The sequence below is a fragment of the Streptomyces sp. NPDC006197 genome (assembly GCF_040613865.1).
Classification (GTDB): domain Bacteria; phylum Actinomycetota; class Actinomycetes; order Streptomycetales; family Streptomycetaceae; genus Streptomyces.
On the sequence record NZ_JBEXSZ010000011.1, the window covers coordinates 28440 to 47784 of the forward strand.

Sequence of the window (19345 nt, forward strand, 5' to 3'; positions counted from 1 at the left end):
CTCTCCGACACGACCCGGGAGAACGCGATGAACGACACATGGGACCACACGTACGACGTGGTGGTCGTCGGCTCCGGCGCCGCCGGCATGGCCGCGGCCATCACCGCCCGACTGCGCGGACTGACCGCCCTGGTGGTGGAGAAGACCGACGTCTACGGCGGCTCGACCGCCCTGTCCGGCGGCGCGATCTGGGTCCCGAACAACTTCCACCTGGACGCCGCCGGCCTCGGCGACACACCCGAGAAGGCCCGCGCCTACCTGGACGCCACGGTCGGCGACCGGGTCCCCGCCGAGCGCAAGGACGCTTACGTCACCCACGGACCGCGGATGATACGGGAGTTCCACGACCGCACGGCCGTGAGGTTCGTCTACACCCCCGGCTACTCCGACTACTACCCCGAGCGGCTCGGCGGCTACCCGCAGGGCCGCTCCGTCGAACCGCAGATCTTCGACTTCGGGAAGCTGGGCCCAGAACAGCGCGCCACCATGCGCCGCGCCGGCCTGCCCACCTACGGCCTCACCATCACCTCCAAGGACTTCCGGCAGCTGAACATGGTGGGACGCACCTGGGCCGGCCGCCGCACCGCCGTCAAGGTCGGCGCCCGGGCGGTCGGGGCGAAGCTCACCGGCAAGGAACCGCTCTCCCTCGGCGAGGCGCTGATCGCCCGCATGCGGCACTCGCTCGACACCCTCGGCGCGGACCTGTGGCTCTCCGCCCCGCTGACCGGCCTCGTCGAGGAGGACGGCCGGGTCACCGGCGTCCGGGTCACGAGGGACGGCCGGGAGCTCACCGTCCGGGCGACCGGCGGCGTCGTCCTCGCCTCCGGGGGCTTCTCCCACGACCAGCGGCTCCGCGAGAAGCACCTGCCGGCGCCCACCTCCACCGAGTGGAGCTGCGCGGCCGACGGCCAGACCGGCGACGCCCTGGAACCGGCCGTGGCCCTCGGCGCCGCGACCGACCTGATGGACCGGGTCTGGGGCGCGCCGTCGGTGGTGCCTCCCGAGGGGAAGCCGTTCTTCCTCGTCGCCGACCGCGGCATCCCCGGCATGGTGATCGTCGACGCGGCGGGGGAGCGCTACGCCAACGAGGCCGCCCCGTACCACGAGTTCGTCGACGCCATGTACGCCAACGACAGGCCCGGGGCGACCACCGTGCCGTCCTGGCTGATCCTCGACGCCACCGCCAAGGCCCGCTACGTCTTCATGGGCCTCTTCCCGGGCCAGGCGTTCCCCAAGCCGTGGCTGGAGAGCGGCTTCGTCAAGAAGGCCGCGACCGTCGAGGAGCTGGCCGACCGGATCGGCGTCGCCCCGGAGCGGCTGCGGGCCACCGTGGACCGCTTCAACGGCTTCGCCCGCGCCGGCCGCGACGAGGACTTCCACCGCGGCGACAGCGTCTACGACCGCTACTACGGCGACCCCACCCTGCCCAATCCCAACCTGGCGCCGCTGGAGAAGGGCCCCTACTTCGCGATCCCCGTCCACCCCGGCGACATCGGCACCAAGGGCGGCCTGGTCACCGACGCCACCGCCCGCGTGCTGCGGGAGGACGGCACGCCCATCGACGGCCTGTACGCCTCCGGCAACGTCTCGTCCGCCGTCATGGGCGAGACCTACCCGGGACCCGGCGCGACCATCGGCCCCGCCATGACCTTCAGCTGGCTCGCGGCCGACCACATCGCCCGGACGCGCTCCGCCGAGACGCGGTGAACGGCCCGGTGACGGACCCGCGGGGCGGGGCGAGGGGCCCGGTGACGGACCTGCGGGGCAGAACGGTGATCATCACCGGCGGGGCGCGGGGGATCGGCGCGGAGACCGGCCGGGTGGCCGTCGAGTCCGGCGCCCGGGTCGTCCTCACCGACGTACGGGAGGAGGAGGGGCGGGCCGCGGCGGAACGGCTCGGCGGTCACGCCCGGTTCGTCCGCCACGACGTCACCTCCGAGGACGACTGGCGCGCGGTCGTCGACTTCACGGCCGCCACGTTCGGCCGGGTGGACGGCCTCGTCAACAACGCGGGGATCTCGGGCGGTTCCCACCTCCTGGAGGAGCAGACGGCCGAGGCCTTCCGGCGCGTCGTCGACATCGACCTCACCGGGGTCTTCCTCGGCATGCGGGCCGTGATCCCGGCGATGCGGGAGAACGGCGGCGGCTCGATCGTCAACGTCTCCTCCGCCGCCGGTCTCATGGGCCTGGCCAGGACCGCCGGCTACGGCGCGGCCAAGTGGGGCGTGCGCGGGCTCACCAAGCTCGGCGCGGTGGAGCTCGGCGCCGCCCGGATCCGCGTCAATTCCGTCCACCCCGGCATGATCCACACCCCGATGACCGCCCACGTGGGCATCGAGCGTGGCGAGGGGAAGTATCCGAACACGCCGATGGGGCGGGTCGGCGAGCCCCAGGAGATCGCGCGGGCGGTCGCCTTCCTGCTCTCGGACGCCGCCTCGTACGTCACCGGCGCCGAACTGGCCGTCGACGGCGGCTGGACGACCGGCCCGACCCTCCGACCGATCGAGGAGAACCCCTGATGCCCGTCGACCTCACAGGAAAGGTCGCGCTGGTCACCGGCGCGGCACGCGGCATGGGCGAGGCCGAGGCCCGCCTGTTCGCCGCCCTCGGCGCGAAGGTCGTCCTCACCGACGTCCTGGAACGGGAGGGAGGGGCGACCGCCGCCTCCCTCGGCGCCGCTGCCCGCTTCGTACGCCACGACGTGACCGACGAGCGGTCCTGGGCGACCGCCGTGGCCGCCGCCCTGGACGCCTTCGGCCGGCTCGACGTCCTCGTCAACAACGCCGCGATCTACTCCACCTCGCCCATCACCGAGGAGGACCCGGCCCGCCTGGAGGCGATCCTCCGCGTCAACCTGATCGGCCCGTTCCTCGGCGTCCGCGCCGTCGCCGGAGCGATGAAGGAGAGCGGCGGCGGGTCCATCGTCAACATCTCCTCGCAGGCCGGCCTCCAGGGCATCTGGGGACACGGCGCGTACGGAGCCGCGAAATGGGGTCTGCGCGGCCTGACCAGAACGGCCGCCCTGGAGCTCGGCCCCGACGGCATCCGGGTCAACTCCGTCCACCCCGGAGCCATCGCCACCGCCATGACCGCACACCTGGGCACCAGGGAGCATCCGGCCGCCCCGCTCGGACGGGTGGGGGAGCCCGAGGAGGTCGCCCGCCTCGTCGCCTTCCTCGCCTCCGACGACTCCTCCTACCTGTCCGGCGCCGAACTCGCGGTGGACGGCGGCGCGTCGGCCGGCCGCATGCCCGCCCTCACCCCGAAGGAGACGAACGCGTGAACCGACCCGACCCCGAACGGAGCGACGCGTGAACCGACCCGACCCCGAGGTCCAGGCGGTCATCGACCTGGCCACCGCCGGCTTCCCCCCGCTGGCGACGGAGATGACGGACATCGCCGAGGTGCGCGCCTTCTTCGCCGCCCGCCCCAAGCCGCACGTCCCGCCACCGCCCGTCGCCCGCGTCACGGACGAGGACGCCGACGGCGTGCCCGTACGCGTCTACGACCCGGCCGTCCACGAGACCGCCCCCGTGATCGTCTTCTGTCACGGGGGCGGCTTCGTCCTCTGCGACCTCGACAGCCACGACCACTTCTGCCGCTCCCTCGCCCGCGCCACGGAGGCGATCGTCGTCTCCGTCGACTACCGGCGCGCCCCCGAGCACCCCTTCCCCGCCGCCCCCGAGGACGCCTACACGGCCCTGCTGTGGGCGGCGGAGGCCTACCCGGGCCGGCGGATCGCCGTCGCCGGGGACAGCGCGGGCGCCAACCTCGCCACCGTCCTGACCCTGCTCTCCCGCGACCGGGGCGGCCCCGAGATCGCCTGCCAGGCGCTCTACTACCCGATGCTCGATCCCACCCGCTCCCGCCCCTCCCACCGGGAGAACGCCCAGGGTTACTTCCTCACCGCCGACCACCTGCGCTGGTACTGGGACGGCTATCTGCAGGCCCCGGCGCACCGCACCAGCCCCTACGCGGCCCCGCTGGCGGGCGCCGACCTGTCCGGACTGCCGCCGGCCCAGGTGGTCACCGCCGGCTTCGACCCCCTCCGGGACGACGGCCTGGCGTACGCGGAGGCCCTCACCGCCGCGGGCGTCCCCGTGGAGGCCCGCCACCACGCCGGGATGTTCCACGGCTTCCTCTCCATGGCGGGCGCCCTGCCCGCGGCGGCCGAGGCCCGCGAGACCGCCTTCGCCGCCCTGCGCGAGGCCCTCGCCCCGCGCTGACCGGGACGTACGCGCGCGTGCGCCCCGCCCCACCTGGCCGGTGGGGCGGGGCGCTTTCACGCATCGGTTCGCATCAGTCCCGTATCAGCGTGAACCCCTTGTACCCCGAGGCCGCGACGTCCGCGATGATCTCCCCGTACACCCCGAAGCCCCCGATGAACGGCATGAACACCCGGGGCTTCCCGGGGATGTTGGCCCCCAGGTACCAGGAGTTCGCCGCCGGGAACAGCGTGGCCGCCGCCCGGTCGCGGCACTGCGCCACCCACTGCTCGACGGCCTCCTCGCCCGCCTCGATCGCGCGGTAGCCGTGCTCGTCCAGATGGCGCAGGCAGTCGGCGAGCCAGTCGACGTGCTGCTCGGCGCAGAGCACGACGTTGGCCATGACGGACGGGCTGCCGGCCCCGGTGAGGTTGAACAGGTTCGGGAAGCCGTCGACGCCCAGGCCCAGATAGGTGCGGGGGCCCCCGCTCCACACGTCCTTCAGCCTCCGGCCGCCCCGCCCCCGGACGTCCACCCGGTCGATCGCCCCGGTCATCGCGTCGAAACCGGTCGCGAACACGATCGCGTCCAGCTCCACCCGGCTGCCGTCGGCCAGCACGATCCCGGTGCGGTCGATCCGTTCGATCGCGTTCTCCCGCAGGCTCACGAGGCGCACGTCGTCGCGGTTGAACGTCTCGTAGTAGTGCGAGTCGGTGACGATCCGCTTGGTGCCGATCGGATGGTCCGTCGGCACGAGGAGGTCCGCGACGGCCGGGTCGTCGACGAGCGCGCGGACCTTCTCCTCCCAGAAGGCGCGCGCCTCGTCGTTCGCCGCGCGGTCGGTGAGCTGGTCGGGGAACGTTTTGGAGTACAGGACGCCGCCGAGCTCCCAGCGCTCCTCGAACGCGGCCCGCCGCTCCTCGGGGGAGACGGCGAACGTGGCCGACGGGTGCACCGCGTGGGGCGAACCGCCGCCGCTGAGCCGCGAGAGCCGCCGCCGCTCGGCGTAGCCGGCCTTCTGCCGGCGGCGCGTCTCCTCGTCCAGGGGCGTGTTGCCCGCCGGGATGCTGAAGTTGGCGCTGCGCTGGAAGACGGTGAGGTGCGCCGCCTGCTCGGCGATCAGGGGGATGGCCTGGATGCCGGAGGAGCCGGTGCCGATCACGCCGACGCGCAGCCCGTCGAAGTCCACGCCCTCGTGCGGCCAGGCACCGGTGTGGTACGTGGCGCCGGCGAAGTCCCCGGCCCCCGGGATGTCCGGCACGTGCGTGCTGGAGAGGCAGCCGACGGCGAACACGCAGTACCGGGCCGACACCACCTCGCCGCCGTCCGTGCGGACCGTCCAGCGCAGCGTCTCCTCGTCCAGCTCGGCGGAGGTCACCGAGGTCGCGAAGGTGTAGCTGCGGCGCAGGTCGAAGCGGTCGGCGACATGGCGCAGATAGCGGATGATCCCCGGCTGCGCGGCGTACTTCTCGCTCCAGTCCCACTCCTGCTGGAGATCCTCGTCGAAGGAGTACGAGTAGTCCACGGACTCCACGTCGCAGCGGGCGCCGGGGTAGCGGTTCCAGTACCAGACGCCGCCCACGTCGTCCCCGCGCTCGAAGCCGCGCACGCCGAGGCCGAGACCGCGCAGCCTGTGCACGGCGTACAGACCGGTGACGCCCGCTCCGACGACGACCACGTCGACGGACTCGGTGATGCTGTCGTTCACGTTCGTACTCTCCTCATCGAGTGGTGGTGTTCGCCGCCGACCGTCGCAGCGCCTTCTTGTCGACCTTGCCCGCCGCGTTGTGTGGCAGCTCCGGCACGGAGCGGAAGGCGCGCGGGACCTTGAAGTTGGCCAGCCGCTCCCGCGTGTACGCGGTCAGCTCGGCCGCGTCGACCGGAGTCCCGCCCGCCGGTACGCAGTACGCGACGCCGACCTCCCCGAGCCGTGCGTCCGGCACGCCGACGACCGCCGCGTCCCGGACGGCCGGGTGGCCGCGCAGCACCTGCTCCACCTCCGCCGGGTACACGTTGAACCCGCCCACGACGAACATGTCCCCCAGCCGGTCGGTGATCCTCAGGAACCCGCGCTCGTCGAGCACCCCGACGTCCCCCGTGTGCAGCCAGCCCTCCGCGTCGACGACCCGGGCGGTGGCCTCGGGGTCGTCGAGGTAGCCGTGCATCACGTGGTAGCCGCGGGTGAGGATCTCGCCCGGCTCCCCGGGCGGGGCGTCGACGCGCAGCTCCGTGCCCTCCAGGGCCGTCCCGGAGGTGCGGGCCAGGGTCTCCGGCGACTCGTGCGGAGGGCAGATCGCCACCACGCCCGTCGACTCGGTCAGCCCGTACGCCGTGTTGACGCTCCGCGCGCCGAGGGACGTCCTGATCTCCTCGATGAGCGTGACGGGGATGTTCGCCGCGCCCGTGACCGCCATCCGCATCGACGTCAGGTCGTACGCCTCGCGCTCGGGATGGTGGATGAGCGAGGTGAAGACCGTCGGGGCGCCGGTCAGGACGGAGATGCGCTCGTCCCGTATCCGGCCGAGCACGGCCTCGGCGTCGAAGACCCGCTCCGGGACGATCGTGGCCCCGCGCAGCAGACAGGCGAGGACGCCCGCCTTGTACCCGAAGGTGTGGAAGAACGGGTTGACGAGGAGGTGGCGGTCTCCGCGCCGGAGGGTGACCGTACGGGCCCAGGCGTCGTACACGCGCAGGTTCTGTCCGTGGGTGGTGGGCACCCCCTTGGGGCGGCCGGTGGTGCCGGAGGTGAACAGGACGTCGGCGGTGTCGGCCGGACGCACGGCGGCGGTACGGGCAAGGCGTTCCTCCCCGGTCACCCGGTCCGCCGCCGACAGGAACAGCGGCCAGTCCGTCGAGTGCAGGGTCACCGTCCGCTCCAGGAGCGGGAGTTCCTCGCCGGAGGCCGCGAGCAGCGCCCGGTAGTCCGTACCCAGGAAGTCGTGCTCGGTGAAGAGCAGCCGGGCCCGGGAACGGCGCAGGATGTCGGCGGCCTCGGCCGCCTTGTAGCGGGTGTTCACCGGGACCAGCACCCCGCCGGCCGCCACCGCGCCGAGCGCGGCCACCACCCAGCGCGCGCTGTTGGGGGCCCACACGGCGACCGTGTCACCGGGGCGCACCCCCTGCGCGATCACCGCGCGCGCCGCGCGGTCCACCCGGTCGCGGAGCTCCGCGAACGTCCAGCGCTCCTCGCCGAAGACGAGGGCCTCCTCATCCCCGTACCGCTCCGCGGCCCAGTCCGCGAGCCCGGCGATGGTCTGCGCGCCCCTCATGATCTGTCACGTCCTCCCTGCTGCCCCGCCCCCCGGCGGGGCGCGGGCGGTGGAACCACAGCGGATCGGAGCCTGGCAGGGAGGGGCGCCCCGGCGCAGGGGGAGGTTCCCGCTCACCGGGAAGGTGCGGGGCTTCTTTCGTCTCCGGGCCGTCCGTGCCGCGGAACGACGGCACCGCCGCCCCCGGGAACGGGAACGGCGGTGCGGTGGCAGGGAGGAGGGGTCAGGGCACGATCAGGTCGGGTACGACCTTCGCCAGCTCCGCGGCGGACAGGACGCCCTCCCGGACGAGGACCGGGGCGTCGCCGGTCAGGTCGACGATCGACGACGACACCGGCCCGGCGGTCCGGCCCCCGTCGAGGTACACGGCCACGGAGTCGCCCAGCATCCCGAAGGCCGCGTCGCAGTCCTCCGGCGAGGGCCGGTCGGTGAGGTTCGCGCTGGAGACGGCCATCGGGCCGGCCGCGGCCAGCAGGTCGAGCGCGAGGGGGTGGTCGGGCATCCGCACGGCCACCGTCCCGCCGGTCTCGCCCAGGTCCCAGGAGAGCGAGGGCCGGTGGCGGAGCACCAGCGTCAGACCGCCCGGCCAGAAGGCCTCGATCAGTTCCCCGGCCTTCTCCGGCAGCTCCTCGACCAGGCCGTCGAGCGCGTCCCTGGAGCCGACGAGGACGGGGGAGGGCTTGTGCCGGCCCCGTCCCTTCGCGGCCAGCAGACCGGCGACGGCCTTCGGGGCGAAGGCGTCGGCGCCGATGCCGTAGACGGTGTCCGTCGGGAGGACGACGAGACGCCCCTCCCCGAGGGCGGTCACCGCCGCGTCGATGCCCGCCCGGCGGGACGACGGGTCCGAGCAGTCGAACCGCTGTGTCATGGGGTCGTTCACTCCGTACTCTCCACGCCGTGCGAGGTCACCAGCCGGGCGTTGCCCTCGGCGAGCTGGTAGGCCAGTCCCACGACCGCCACCTCGCCCGTCTTCACCTGCTCCGACAGGACGCGGGAACGGTCCATGAGCAGCTGCGCCGTGTGCCTTATGTGCTCGTCGATGATGTCGCTGTCCTCGGTCAGACCGGCGGCGCGGGCCGCCAGGACGCTCGGCGTCACCCGCTCCACCACGTCCCGTACGAATCCGGCCGCCGGCAGCCCGTCCTCCACCGCGGCGCGGGCCGCCGCGACGGCGCCGCACGAGTCGTGCCCCAGGACGACGACCAGCCGGCAGCCGAGCATGCTCGTGGCGTACTCGACGCTGCCCAGCACCTCGGCCCCCAGCACATGACCGGCGGTCCGCACGACGAACAGGTCGCCGAGTCCCTGGTCGAAGATGATCTCGGCCGCGAGCCGCGAGTCGGAGCACCCGAGGATGACCGCGAACGGCTCCTGTCCGGGTGCGAGCTGCGCACGGCGGGCGGCGTCCTGATTGGGGTGGTCCGGGGTTCCGGCGACGAAGCGGCGGTTGCCGGCGAGCATGGCGTCGAGAGCGACCGAAGGCGATGTGCGAGGCATGCCACCCACTGTAACGAGCCGTTCCCGGCCGATCCCCGGCCGGTCCCCCGGACAGCGGGAGCCGGCCCGCGGGGGCGGCACCCGGTGGGTGCGGTCCGGCAGCACGATGCCGAGGCGAAGACGTGGCATGCCCACGTAGATTTTGCCCTCCCGTGGTTGCCGCTCCGGCGGGTCCGTCGGACTCTTGGTGACCATGCCCCTCGGGCAGCTGGTTCTGCTGGTCACGGGGGGTGCACAGGGCCCTCCGCCCTGAGCGGGGAAAGTTCATGCACCTCGAGTTCCGGCACCTCCGTGTCCTGCTCACCATCGCCGAGGCCGGCAGCATCCGCAGAGCCGCCGCACGGCTGCAGCTCTCCCAGCCCGCCACGAGCGCCCAACTGAAACGGATCGAACAGGAGCTCGGCGGCCCGCTCTTCGTCCGCAGCGCCGAGGGCGTGAAGCCGAACGAGCACGGCCAGTACGTCCTGCGCTGCGCGCGTGACCTCGTGCTCGGCTTCGACCGGCTGCGCGAGCACGCGCGATCGGCCGCCGAGACGGACGGCGGGACCGTCGCGCCACTGCGGGCGGGCGGCACGGCCGGCCCCCTGGTATCGCTGCTCATATCCGCCCTTTTCGAGCTCGTACCGGAGAGTCGACTGGCCATCGACGCCCGCCGTTCGGTGCATGCCCTCGTGAAAGCGCTGAGCCAGTCGAAATGCGACATCGCGGTCTTCGGCGAGTTCCCCGGTTTCCCGCTTCCGGTCGGCGAGTCGGTCGTGACGCGCACGCTGGTGCGCGAGCCGGTCTTCGTCCTGCTCGCCGAGGACCATCCGCTGGCGCACCGGGAGAGCGTCGGCCTGAGCGAACTCCGCGGCGAGGAGTGGGTCATGCCGGAGGCCGACGAGAGCGGGGTGCACGCGTATCTCCATCTCACCTGCCAGTCGGCGGGATTCACCCCGCGCATCGCGCACGTGACGCCGGACCTGTCCGTGGCGCAGATCCTGGTCGCCGGCCGGCGTGCCGTCTGCGGGGTGTGGCCGAGCGCCGAGGTGCCCGCCCAGGGCACCGTGCAGCGGCCGCTCGTGGGCGTCCCGTTCCACCGGCGGCTGCAACTGGCCTGGAACCCGGAGTCGGTTGCGCCGGAGCTCGCCGACGCGGTGGCCGGGCGTCTGCTCGCGGAGTACCTGGCGCTGGTGCGGCAGCGGCCGCGGTACCTGGCCTGGTGGGAGGACGGCGGAGAGGGGTTCGCGCTCGGCGCGGACGCCTGACCGGCCGGACCCCGTTCCGCACCCCCTATAGCTCCGGGGCTATACCCCATATGGGATCACGTCAGGAACATGTCACCTGGTGAACACTTCGCGTCAACGTCCAAGGACGTCGTCACCCCCCACGACGAGCGAAGGAACACCCCGTCATGTCCCGTCCTCTCCTTGCCCTCTCCACGATGGTCGCCGCCGCCGTCATCACCACGGGCGCGGTGGCCGTGCCGGCGTACTCGCAGCCCGACGCCGTGCAGCCCGGGAACTCCGCCCGCGACACGGCGATATCCCGGGCCGAGGCGAACGTGACCCGGCACGCCGACACCTTCGGCTTCGGCGCGGGCCAGGCGCTCCGGGCCAAGGACGTCGTGATCGACGCCGACGGCACCCAGCACGTCCGCTTCGACCGGACCTACCGCGGCCTCCCCGTCGTCGGCGGCGACTTCGTCGTCCACCAGAAGGCCGACGGCTCGCTCAAGGGATCCACCCACGCCAAGGCCCGCAAGGTGGCGCTCGCCTCCGTCACCCCCGCGACGGACGCCAAGGGCACCGCGGCCGGCGCCGCGAAGCGCGCCCAGGGAGTGGTCGGCAACGCCAGGTCCACCCCCGAGCTGATCGTGTGGGCCGCCGACGGCACCCCCCGCCTGGCCTGGCGCACCACCGTGCAGGGCCTGGGCGACAAGGGCCAGCCGCACGGCGAGGTCTTCGTCACCGACGCCACCACCGGCGCCGCGATCGAGAACTACGACTCCGAGCACGAGGCGACCGGCACCGGCCACTCCGAGTACACCGGCGACGTCGGCATCGACACCACCCTGCAGGCCGACGGCACCTTCGCCCTGATCGACCCGATCCGCAAGCACATCACCAGGGACGCGCGCAACGTCTCGTCCTCGTCCCTGAACAGCTCCTCCGGCACCCTGTTCACCGATGCCGACAACATCTGGGGCGACGGCAGGAAGTTCTCCACCGACCGCGCCACCGCCGCCGTCGACGCGCACGCCAACACCGCGAAGACCTTCGACTACTACAAGAGCACCTTCGGCCGCAACGGCATCAAGAACGACGGCCGCGGCGCCACCGTCTTCGTTCACGTCGGCACCAACTGGGACAACGCCCAGTGGTCGGACGCCTGCTTCTGCATGATGACCGGCGACGGCAACGGCACGGTCGACCCCGAGCAGGTCGACCTCGACACCATGGGCCACGAGATGACCCACGGCGTCACCTCCGCCACCGCCAACCTGCGCTACAGCGGCGAGTCCGGCGGCCTGAACGAGGCCACCAGCGACATCTTCGGCACGATGGTCGAGTGGTACGCCAACAACGCGATCGACACCCCGGACTACCTCTTCAGCGACCAGTCCACCCCGCCGTGGCTGCGCCGCATGGACAAGCCCTCCCTGGACGGCCGCTCCGCCGACTACTGGTCGAAGTCCGTCGGCCGGCTCGACGTGCACAACTCCTCGGGCGTCGGCAACCACTGGTTCTACCTCGCCAGCGAGGGCAGCGGCAGCAAGACGATCAACGGCGTCACCTACAACAGCCCGACGTACAACGGCTCCACCGTCACCGGCATCGGCAACCAGAAGGCCTCCGCCATCTGGTACCGGGCGCTGACCGTCTACATGACCTCCACCACGGACTACAAGGGCGCCCGCGTGGCGACCCTGAACGCGGCGAAGGACCTGTACGGCGCCACCAGCCCCGAGTACGCCACCGTGGCCGCGGCCTGGACCGGGGTCAACGTCCTCTGACGCACCGTCGTTCCGCCCGATCGATCCGATCACCCCTCGGGCCCCGCCGTCACGGCAGGGCCCGAGCGTGTCGCACCGACAGGAACACCCGATTGGGTGACTGTGCCGTCACGCGGGGTAACGGCAAGATCATCAACATGAGATCTTCCCTGACACGCCGGGCGCTCGCCGCGGCCCTGCTCCTGACGTCGACGCTGGCCCCCGCCGTGGCCGTGGCCGCTCAACCCGGCGGAGAGAGCCGCCCGTCGGAGCGCGCCGCCCACGCCCGTCTGCTCGGTGAGAAAATCGTCCCGCACAAGCTCGACTTCCAGGGCACCACGGTCGGCGGCTTCTCCGGTGTCGACCGCAACCGGTGCACCGGCGAGTACGTGTTCATCAGCGACGACCGCTCGTACCTGCAGCCCGCCCGCTTCTACACCGCCGAGCTGGACGTGGACGCGGCCGGCGTGCACTCCGTGGACTTCACCGGCACCCACCCGTTCCTCCAGCCGGACGGCTCCGTCTACCCGTCACCGTCCGTCGGGGACGGCAAGGCCGTCGATCCCGAGGAGATCCGGGTCGACCCGCGCAGCTGCGACTACTGGTGGGCGCAGGAGGGCGACCGGCCCAAGGCGGTCGGCACCGGACCGGTGGTCCAGCCGTCCGTCCAGTTCGCCGGCCCTACCGGCGCCTACCTGGGGCGGCTGCGGCTGCCGTCGAACTACGAGATCACCATGGACGAGCGCGGGCCGCGCCGGAACCAGGTGATCGAGGCCATCACCTTCGGCTCCCACGGCCGTGTGGTGACCAGCGCGGTCGAAGGCCCCCTGATCCAGGACGGCCCCGTGCCCGACCTGGAGCACGGCGCCCTCGTCCGGGTCACGCAGCAGACGCGCGGAGGCCGGGTGCTCGGACAGTTCGCGTACCCCATCGAGAAGATCTTCGCCCCGTCCGACCCGACCAGCCCCTGGGGCCCGGACACCGGCGTCCCGTCGATCCTCGCCTTCCCCGACGACCCCGAGCGCTACCTCGTGCTCGAGCGCACCTGGGTCGCCGGCTCGGGATACAAGATCCGCCTCTACGACGCCACCACGCGCGGGGCGACCGATGTGCGGGCGATGGAATCCCTGGCCGGACAGCCCGTGGTGGCGATGCGCAAGACGCTCGTCGCGGACTTCCACACCCTCGGCCTCTCCACCGTCGACAACACCGAAGGCATGACCTGGGGACCGGTCCTGCCGTCCGGCGAGCGGTCGCTGATCCTGGTCAGCGACGACAACTTCGACACGGAGGCGGTCACCCAGATCGTCGCCCTCGCCGTCCGCTGACCCGGCACGAGCGGTGACCGGCACGTCCCGACGGGCCGGTCACCGCCCGAAGACACCACGCTTCAGGACGGCATGTTCTGTTCCGCCCAGACCACCTTGCCGGTGACGGTGCGACAGGAACCCCATCTGCGGCACAACATGTTGATGAGCTGAAGCCCCCGACCGCCCTCGTCGCTGAGGTCCGCGTGCTGGATCTGGGGCAGGTCGGGGCCGGTGTCCGAGACCTCCACGACGAGCCGCTCCCCCCGCAGCAACCGCAGCTCGCCCGGGCCGTTGCCGTACCGCAGCGCGTTGCCGACCAGCTCGGAGACGACGAGCTCGGACACGTCGGCCAGCTCCGCCAGCCCCCACGTGGCGAGCTGCCCGGTGACGAGCCCCCGGGCGACCGAGGCGGCCCTCCCGTCCTGCGGCAGCTTCCACACCCGCAGATCCCCGGCCGGGAGCGGGGAGTCCGCCGTCACGAGGAGCACGGCCTCGTCGAAGCGGGCGGCGGCGGCCGGAGCGCACTCCACCAGACCGCCCTGCTCCAGCGCCTCGGGAGTCAGACCCAGCGCCGCCGAGCGGAGTCGCTCCAGCTGGGCGTCCACGTCCTCCTCGCGGGACTTGACCAGGCCATCCGTGTACATGACCAGATGGGCGCCGTCCGGGACGCGGAGCCGCAGCGGGTCGTACGGGATGACTCCCGCCCCCAGCGGCGCGCCGATCGGCACCGGGACGAACTCGCCGGCGCCCTGCCCGTCGAGGAGCAGCGGCGGCAGGTGCCCGGCGCTCGCCAGCGTGTACGTGGAGTCGGCGGGGTCGTAGACGGCACAGAGACAGGTGGCGACCTGCTCGTCCTCCAGGTCGCGGGTGGCCAGGTCCAGCCGGGCCAGGATCCGCTCGGGGGCCGTGTCCAGGGTCATGAGGGTGCGGGCGACGGTCCGCAGCCGCCCCATGGTGGCGGCGGCCGGCAGACCGTGCCCCATCACGTCGCCCACCATGAGGGCCGTCCGCCCGCCGGGCAGCGCCATCACGTCGTACCAGTCCCCGCCCACGCCGTGGTGGGCCGTCGCGGGCGCGTACTCGGAGTGCACCAGCAGGCCCGGCGTCGCCGGGTTCACCCGGGGCAGCAGGCTGCGCTGCAAGGAGACGACGTGCTCGCGCTCGCGCCCGTACAGCCGGGCGTTGTCGATGAAGACGGCCGCCTTGGAGGCGAGCTGCTCGGCCAGCGCCAGATCGGTGGTGGAGAACGGGGGCGTCCCGGGGGCACGGACGAAGTCGGCGCTGCCGAGGAGCAGCCCGCGGGCGATGAGGGGCACGGCCAGATAGCTGTGCACCCCGGCGGCCCGCATCTTGGCGGCCGCGCTCGCGGTGGGCGCGACGCGGATGAAGTCGTCGTCGCGCATCCGGCTCAGCAGGACCGGCTTGCCCTGCCGGAGGCAGTACCGGTGGAGCAGGGTCTCGTGGGGCTGCTCGGCATGGACGAAGGTCTCGCCCACCGGGGTCGGCTCCAGCGAGGAGAGCTCCTCGATGGCGCACAGCGCCGTGGCCCGCATGGGCGGGATGCCCGGTTCCGTCCACCGGGAGCCCTCGTCACCCCGCAGGACGCTCTCGAGGATGTCCACGGCCGCCCCGTCGGCGAAGCGGGGCACGGTGAACTCGGCGAGTTCCTGTGCGGTGCGCTCCAGGTCCAGGGTCGTGCCGATCCTGGAGGTGGCGGAGTTCAGCCAGGCGAGCCGGCTGCGCATGGTGAACCGGTCGGGCGGCAGAACGCCCCTGCCCCTTCGGAACCGGACGTTCTCCCGGGCAGCGCGGCGTCCCGCCGGGTCCCGCCCGGCCGAGCCGCGGCCGGGCAGGCGCCGTCCGCCGCTGCCGCCGTTCACTCTTTCGGCCCCCAACAGGACTCGACGCCACTTTGGTGCCCAGTGTGCACCGGAAACGGCCTCCGCGCCTCCTGCCCGGCACGCCCGACGGGGCAGGAGGCGCCGGCGGTACGAGAGCGGCCGGGGCACCTTCCCGGCGCCCCGGCCGCCTGTCGTCCGCCGTCCGCCGCCTCAGCCGATCTCGACGAGGAGGTCGCCACCCTCCACCTGCTGGATCCGGGTGATGGCCAGACGGGACACCCGTCCGCTCCGTGGGGCGGTGATCGAGGCCTCCATCTTCATCGCCTCGATCGTGGCCACCGTCGCGCCGGCCTCGACCTCGTCGCCCTCGGCGACGGCCAGCGTGACCACACCGGCGAACGGCGCGGCGACATGGCCGGGGTCGGACCTGTCGGCCTTCTCGGTCACCGGGAGGCCGGCGGCCGCGGCCCTGTCCTGCACCTGGATCGGCCGCAGCTGGCCGTTCAGGGTGGACATCACCGTGCGCATGCCGCGCTCGTCGGCCTCGCCGATGGCCTCCAGTTCGATGAGCAGCCGCACGCCGGGCCCGAAGTCGACGCCGTACTCCTTCCCGGGGCGCAGCCCGTAGAAGAAGTCCTTGCTGTCGAGCACGCTGGTGTCGCCGTACGCCCGGCGGTGCGCCTCGTACGCCTGTGTCGGACCGGGGAAGAGGAGGCGGTTCAGCGTGGCGCGCCGGTCCTCGGCCAGGCCGGTGCGGTCCTCCGCGGTGAGCTCCCGCATCGGCTTGGGACCGGCCCGGCCCTCCAGCGCCCTGGTGCGGAACGGCTCGGGCCAGCCGCCGGGCGGCGTGCCCAGCTCGCCGTGGAGGAAGCCGACGACCGAGTCGGGGATGTCGTACCGGTTCGGCGCCGCCTCGAAGTCCTCGGGCGCCACCCCGGCGCCGACGAGGTGCAGCGCGAGGTCGCCCACCACCTTCGACGACGGGGTGACCTTCACCAGCCGGCCCAGCATCCGGTCCGCGGCGGCGTACGTCGACTCGACGTCCTCGAACCGGTCGCCGAGGCCGAGCGCGACGGCCTGGGTGCGCAGGTTGGAGAGCTGCCCGCCGGGGATCTCGTGGTGGTAGACGCGTCCCGTCGGCGAGTCCAGGCCCGCTTCGAAGGGGGCGTAGATCCTGCGGACGCTCTCCCAGTACGGCTCCAGGTCGCCGACCGCCTCCAGGTCGAGACCGGTGGGCCGCTCGGAGTGGTCGGTCGCGGCGACGATCGCCGGCAGCGAGGGCTGCGAGGTGGTGCCGGCCATGGAGGCCACCGCGCCGTCCACCGCGTCCACGCCGGCCTGGATCGCCGCGAGGTACGTGGCCAGCTGGCCGCCCGCCGTGTCGTGGGTGTGGAGGTGCACCGGCAGGTCGAACTCCCGGCGCAGCGCGGAGACCAGCTTCGCCGCGGCGGGGGCGCGCAGCAGACCGGCCATGTCCTTGACCGCGAGGACGTGCGCGCCCGCGGCGACGATCTTCTCGGCGAGCCGCAGGTAGTAGTCCAGGGTGTACAGCTTCTCCGCCGGGTCGGAGAGGTCCGACGTGTAGCACAGAGCGACCTCGGCGACCGCCGTCCCCGTCTCGCGTACGGCGTCGATGGCGGGCCGCATCCGGTCGACGTCGTTCAGCGCGTCGAAGATCCGGAAGATGTCGATGCCGGTGGCGGCGGCCTCCTGCACGAAGGCGTCGGTCACCTCGGTCGGGTACGGGGTGTACCCCACGGTGTTGCGGCCCCGCAGCAGCATCTGCAGGCAGATGTTCGGCACGGCCTCGCGCAGCGCGGCCAGGCGCTCCCAGGGGTCCTCGGCGAGGAAGCGCAGCGCGACGTCGTAGGTGGCGCCGCCCCAGCACTCCAGGGACAGCAGCCGCGGCAGCGTGTGCGCGACCGCCGGGGCGACGGCGAGCAGGTCCTTCGTACGGACGCGGGTGGCGAGCAGCGACTGGTGGGCGTCGCGGAAGGTGGTGTCGGTGACGCCGAGGGTCGGCGACTCGCGCAGGCTCCGCGCGAAGCCCTCCGGGCCGAGCTCGGTCAGCCGCTGCCGGGAGCCGGCGGGCGGCCGGCCGGCGGGCAGCCGGGGCAGCTTGGTGACCGGGGAGACGAGCTCGGGACGCGGGCCGTGCGGCTTGTTGACGGTGACGTCGGCGAGGTAGGTGAGCAGCTTCGTGCCGCGGTCGGCCGAGTGGCGGGCGGTGAGCAGGTGCGGCCGCTGCTCGATGAAGGCCGTCGTGACCCGCCCGGCCTGGAAGTCCGGGTCGTCGAGCACGGCCTGCAGGAAGGGGATGTTCGTGGACACGCCCCGGATGCGGAACTCGGCCACCGCGCGCCGGGCCCGGACGACGGCGGTCCTGAAGTCCCGTCCCCGGCAGGTCAGTTTGACCAGCATCGAGTCGAAGTGGGCGCTGACCTCCGTACCGGCGTGGGTGGTGCCGCCGTCGAGCCGGATGCCGGAGCCGCCCGGGGAGCGGTAGGCGCTGATCATCCCGGTGTCGGGTCGGAAGCCGTTGGCCGGGTCCTCGGTGGTGATGCGGCACTGCAGGGCGGCACCGCGCAGGACGACGGACTCCTGGGTCAGGCCGAGGTCGGCGAGGGTCTCCCCGGCGGCGATGCGCAGCTGCGACTGCACCAGGTCGATGTCGGTGACCTCCTCGGTCACCGTGTGCTCGACCTGGATGCGCGGGTTCATCTCGATGAAGACGTGGTCGCCGTCGCGGTCGAGGAGGAACTCCACGGTGCCGGCGTTCCGGTAGCCGATCCGGCGGGCGAACCTCACGGCGTCGTCGCAGATCCGCTGCCGCACCGCCGGGTCGAGGTTCGGGGCGGGCGCGAGCTCGATCACCTTCTGGTGGCGGCGCTGCAGCGAGCAGTCGCGCTCGTACAGGTGGATGACCCCGCCCTCGCCGTCGGCGAGGATCTGCACCTCGATGTGGCGCGGGTCGACGACGGCCTTCTCCAGGAAGACGGTCGCGTCGCCGAAGGCGGACTCGGCCTCGCGGGCTGCCGCCTCGATGGACTCGCGCAGCGTCGCCGGGTCCTCGACCCGCCGCATGCCGCGACCGCCGCCGCCGGCGACGGCCTTGACGAACACCGGGAAGCCGATCCCCTCGGCGGCCGCCACGAGTTCGTCCACGTCGGTGGAGGGCGCCGAGGAAGCGAGCACCGGCACGCCGGCCTCGCGGGCCGCGGCCACCGCGCGCGCCTTGTTCCCGGTCAGCTCCAGGGTCTGCGCCGACGGCCCCACGAACGTGATGCCCGCCTCCTCGCAGGCGCGCGCCAGTTCCGGGTTCTCGGACAGGAATCCGTAGCCCGGGTAGACGGCGTCGGCACCGGCCAGGCGGGCCGCCCGGATGACCTCCGCCACCGAGAGGTAGGCCCGTACCGGATGACCGGGTTCACCGATCTCGTAGGCCTCGTCGGCCTTCAGCCGGTGCAGCGAGTTGCGGTCCTCGTGCGGGAAGACGGCGACCGTGCGCGCCCCCAGTTCGTAGCCCGCGCGGAACGCGCGAATCGCGATCTCCCCGCGGTTGGCCACCAGCACCTTGCGGAACATCCTGCTCCCTTCACCGTGCCCGGCTCGTCACGGCAACGCTACGGGCTGCGCCGCGGCCTGCTGAAGATCCCGGGGCGATGTCATGGATCATCGCGACCCGGTCGTCCGCTTCGACGGGACGCCCGGCCGGGGGTAGACCCTGGACTGCTTGACGCTGCCGAAGGCGAAGCTCGACTCGATCGAGGCGATGCCCGGGATGGCGTGGATCCGGGTGCGGACGAGCGCCTCGTACGCCTCCAGGCTCTCGATGACGACCCTGAGCAGGTAGTCGCTGCTGCCGGCCATCAGATAGCAGTCCTGGATGTGGTCGATGAGGCCGACGTGCTGCTCGAACACGTTCACCGCCTCGGCCGTGTGCCGCTCCAGGCGGATCCGTACGAAGACGGTGATCGGCAGACCGAAGGCGACCTGGTCGACGGTGGCCGTGTAGCCGCCGATCAGCCCCGACTCCTCAAGGCGGCGCACCCGGCGCAGGCAGGGGGAGGGGGACAGCCTGATCCGGTCGGCGAGGTCCTGGTTCGACAGGCGGCCGTCCGTCTGCAGCTCATGGACGATCTGGAAGTCCACGGCGTCCATCGGCTCTCCTTCGCGAAACTTGGCAGATTCTGCCCCCACGCTATGTCTGAGGGGCATAACTGGCAATCGCCTGCCCCGCCCGAAGCCC

Annotated in this window: 14 protein-coding genes; 7 read left to right on the forward strand and 7 right to left on the reverse strand. The window is 72.8% G+C overall.

The genetic code is table 11. The features are described from left to right. The first annotated feature begins 27 nt into the window (after positions 1-27). The 4 genes from ABZ318_RS05500 to ABZ318_RS05515 are packed head-to-tail and all read left to right on the forward strand — an operon-like array spanning position 28 to position 4226. Positions 28-1707 (forward strand): FAD-dependent oxidoreductase, encoded by a 1680-nt coding sequence (locus ABZ318_RS05500; RefSeq protein WP_356901187.1) that lies wholly within the window; start codon positions 28-30, stop codon positions 1705-1707. Between the two features lie 41 nt (positions 1708-1748). Beyond that, complete coding sequence (locus tag ABZ318_RS05505; RefSeq protein WP_356901188.1) at positions 1749-2519, forward strand: glucose 1-dehydrogenase; 771 nt, start codon at positions 1749-1751, stop codon at positions 2517-2519. Further along, complete coding sequence (locus tag ABZ318_RS05510) at positions 2519-3283, forward strand: glucose 1-dehydrogenase (RefSeq protein ID WP_356901189.1); 765 nt, start codon at positions 2519-2521, stop codon at positions 3281-3283. The genes ABZ318_RS05505 and ABZ318_RS05510 overlap by 1 nt, the downstream gene beginning before the upstream one ends. A 28-nt stretch (positions 3284-3311) precedes the next feature. Next, positions 3312-4226 (forward strand): alpha/beta hydrolase, encoded by a 915-nt coding sequence (locus ABZ318_RS05515; RefSeq protein WP_356901190.1) that lies wholly within the window; start codon positions 3312-3314, stop codon positions 4224-4226. Positions 4227-4299: 73 nt separating this feature from the next. On the opposite strand, the gene ABZ318_RS05520 is transcribed toward ABZ318_RS05515, so the two are convergent. The 4 genes from ABZ318_RS05520 to ABZ318_RS05535 form a co-directional block, all read right to left on the reverse strand. Further along, entirely contained in the window at positions 4300-5913 is a 1614-nt protein-coding gene (locus tag ABZ318_RS05520; RefSeq protein ID WP_356901191.1) for an NAD(P)/FAD-dependent oxidoreductase, read from the reverse strand. Positions 5914-5926: 13 nt separating this feature from the next. After that, on the reverse strand, positions 5927-7474 hold the full coding sequence (locus ABZ318_RS05525; RefSeq protein WP_356901192.1) for a FadD3 family acyl-CoA ligase: 1548 nt from the start codon (positions 7472-7474) through the stop codon (positions 5927-5929). Between the two features lie 223 nt (positions 7475-7697). After that, positions 7698-8342 (reverse strand): L-threonylcarbamoyladenylate synthase, encoded by a 645-nt coding sequence (locus ABZ318_RS05530; protein WP_356901193.1) that lies wholly within the window; start codon positions 8340-8342, stop codon positions 7698-7700. Between the two features lie 8 nt (positions 8343-8350). After that, complete coding sequence (locus ABZ318_RS05535; RefSeq protein WP_356901194.1) at positions 8351-8971, reverse strand: carbonic anhydrase; 621 nt, start codon at positions 8969-8971, stop codon at positions 8351-8353. Positions 8972-9237: 266 nt separating this feature from the next. Here ABZ318_RS05535 and ABZ318_RS05540 point away from each other — a divergent pair, with 266 nt between their 5' ends. The 3 genes from ABZ318_RS05540 to ABZ318_RS05550 all read left to right on the forward strand — a co-directional run bounded on the left by ABZ318_RS05540 (position 9238) and on the right by ABZ318_RS05550 (position 13273). Then, positions 9238-10218, forward strand: a complete 981-nt coding sequence (locus ABZ318_RS05540) for a LysR family transcriptional regulator (protein WP_356901195.1) — start codon at positions 9238-9240, stop codon at positions 10216-10218. 146 nt (positions 10219-10364) lie between these two features. Continuing rightward, complete coding sequence (locus ABZ318_RS05545) at positions 10365-11966, forward strand: M4 family metallopeptidase (RefSeq protein WP_356901196.1); 1602 nt, start codon at positions 10365-10367, stop codon at positions 11964-11966. A gap of 137 nt (positions 11967-12103) precedes the next feature. Continuing rightward, positions 12104-13273, forward strand: coding sequence for an esterase-like activity of phytase family protein (locus ABZ318_RS05550; protein WP_356901197.1), 1170 nt, complete (start codon positions 12104-12106; stop codon positions 13271-13273). 62 nt (positions 13274-13335) lie between these two features. Here ABZ318_RS05550 and ABZ318_RS05555 read toward each other — a convergent pair whose 3' ends face one another. The 3 genes from ABZ318_RS05555 to ABZ318_RS05565 all read right to left on the reverse strand — a co-directional run bounded on the left by ABZ318_RS05555 (position 13336) and on the right by ABZ318_RS05565 (position 19257). After that, on the reverse strand, positions 13336-15000 hold the full coding sequence (locus ABZ318_RS05555) for a SpoIIE family protein phosphatase (RefSeq protein ID WP_356901198.1): 1665 nt from the start codon (positions 14998-15000) through the stop codon (positions 13336-13338). Between the two features lie 306 nt (positions 15001-15306). Further along, positions 15307-18681, reverse strand: coding sequence for a pyruvate carboxylase (locus tag ABZ318_RS05560; protein ID WP_356901199.1), 3375 nt, complete (start codon positions 18679-18681; stop codon positions 15307-15309). An 87-nt stretch (positions 18682-18768) separates the two neighbouring features. After that, complete coding sequence (locus ABZ318_RS05565) at positions 18769-19257, reverse strand: Lrp/AsnC family transcriptional regulator (protein ID WP_356901200.1); 489 nt, start codon at positions 19255-19257, stop codon at positions 18769-18771. Between the last annotated feature and the right edge of the window lie 88 nt (positions 19258-19345).

Excerpts from the sequence above, each read along its gene's own strand:
- ABZ318_RS05500 (WP_356901187.1), top strand. The coding sequence starts at position 28 with ATGAACGACACATGGGACCACACGTACGACGTGGTGGTCGTCGGCTCC.
- ABZ318_RS05530 (WP_356901193.1), bottom strand. The coding sequence starts at position 8,342 with ATGACACAGCGGTTCGACTGCTCGGACCCGTCGTCCCGCCGGGCGGGC.
- ABZ318_RS05560 (WP_356901199.1), bottom strand. The coding sequence starts at position 18,681 with ATGTTCCGCAAGGTGCTGGTGGCCAACCGCGGGGAGATCGCGATTCGC.
- ABZ318_RS05545 (WP_356901196.1), top strand. The coding sequence starts at position 10,365 with ATGTCCCGTCCTCTCCTTGCCCTCTCCACGATGGTCGCCGCCGCCGTC.
- ABZ318_RS05565 (WP_356901200.1), bottom strand. The coding sequence starts at position 19,257 with ATGGACGCCGTGGACTTCCAGATCGTCCATGAGCTGCAGACGGACGGC.
- ABZ318_RS05535 (WP_356901194.1), bottom strand. The coding sequence starts at position 8,971 with ATGCCTCGCACATCGCCTTCGGTCGCTCTCGACGCCATGCTCGCCGGC.
- ABZ318_RS05550 (WP_356901197.1), top strand. The coding sequence starts at position 12,104 with ATGAGATCTTCCCTGACACGCCGGGCGCTCGCCGCGGCCCTGCTCCTG.
- ABZ318_RS05540 (WP_356901195.1), top strand. The coding sequence starts at position 9,238 with ATGCACCTCGAGTTCCGGCACCTCCGTGTCCTGCTCACCATCGCCGAG.
- ABZ318_RS05525 (WP_356901192.1), bottom strand. The coding sequence starts at position 7,474 with ATGAGGGGCGCGCAGACCATCGCCGGGCTCGCGGACTGGGCCGCGGAG.
- ABZ318_RS05555 (WP_356901198.1), bottom strand. The coding sequence starts at position 15,000 with ATGCGCAGCCGGCTCGCCTGGCTGAACTCCGCCACCTCCAGGATCGGC.
- ABZ318_RS05510 (WP_356901189.1), top strand. The coding sequence starts at position 2,519 with ATGCCCGTCGACCTCACAGGAAAGGTCGCGCTGGTCACCGGCGCGGCA.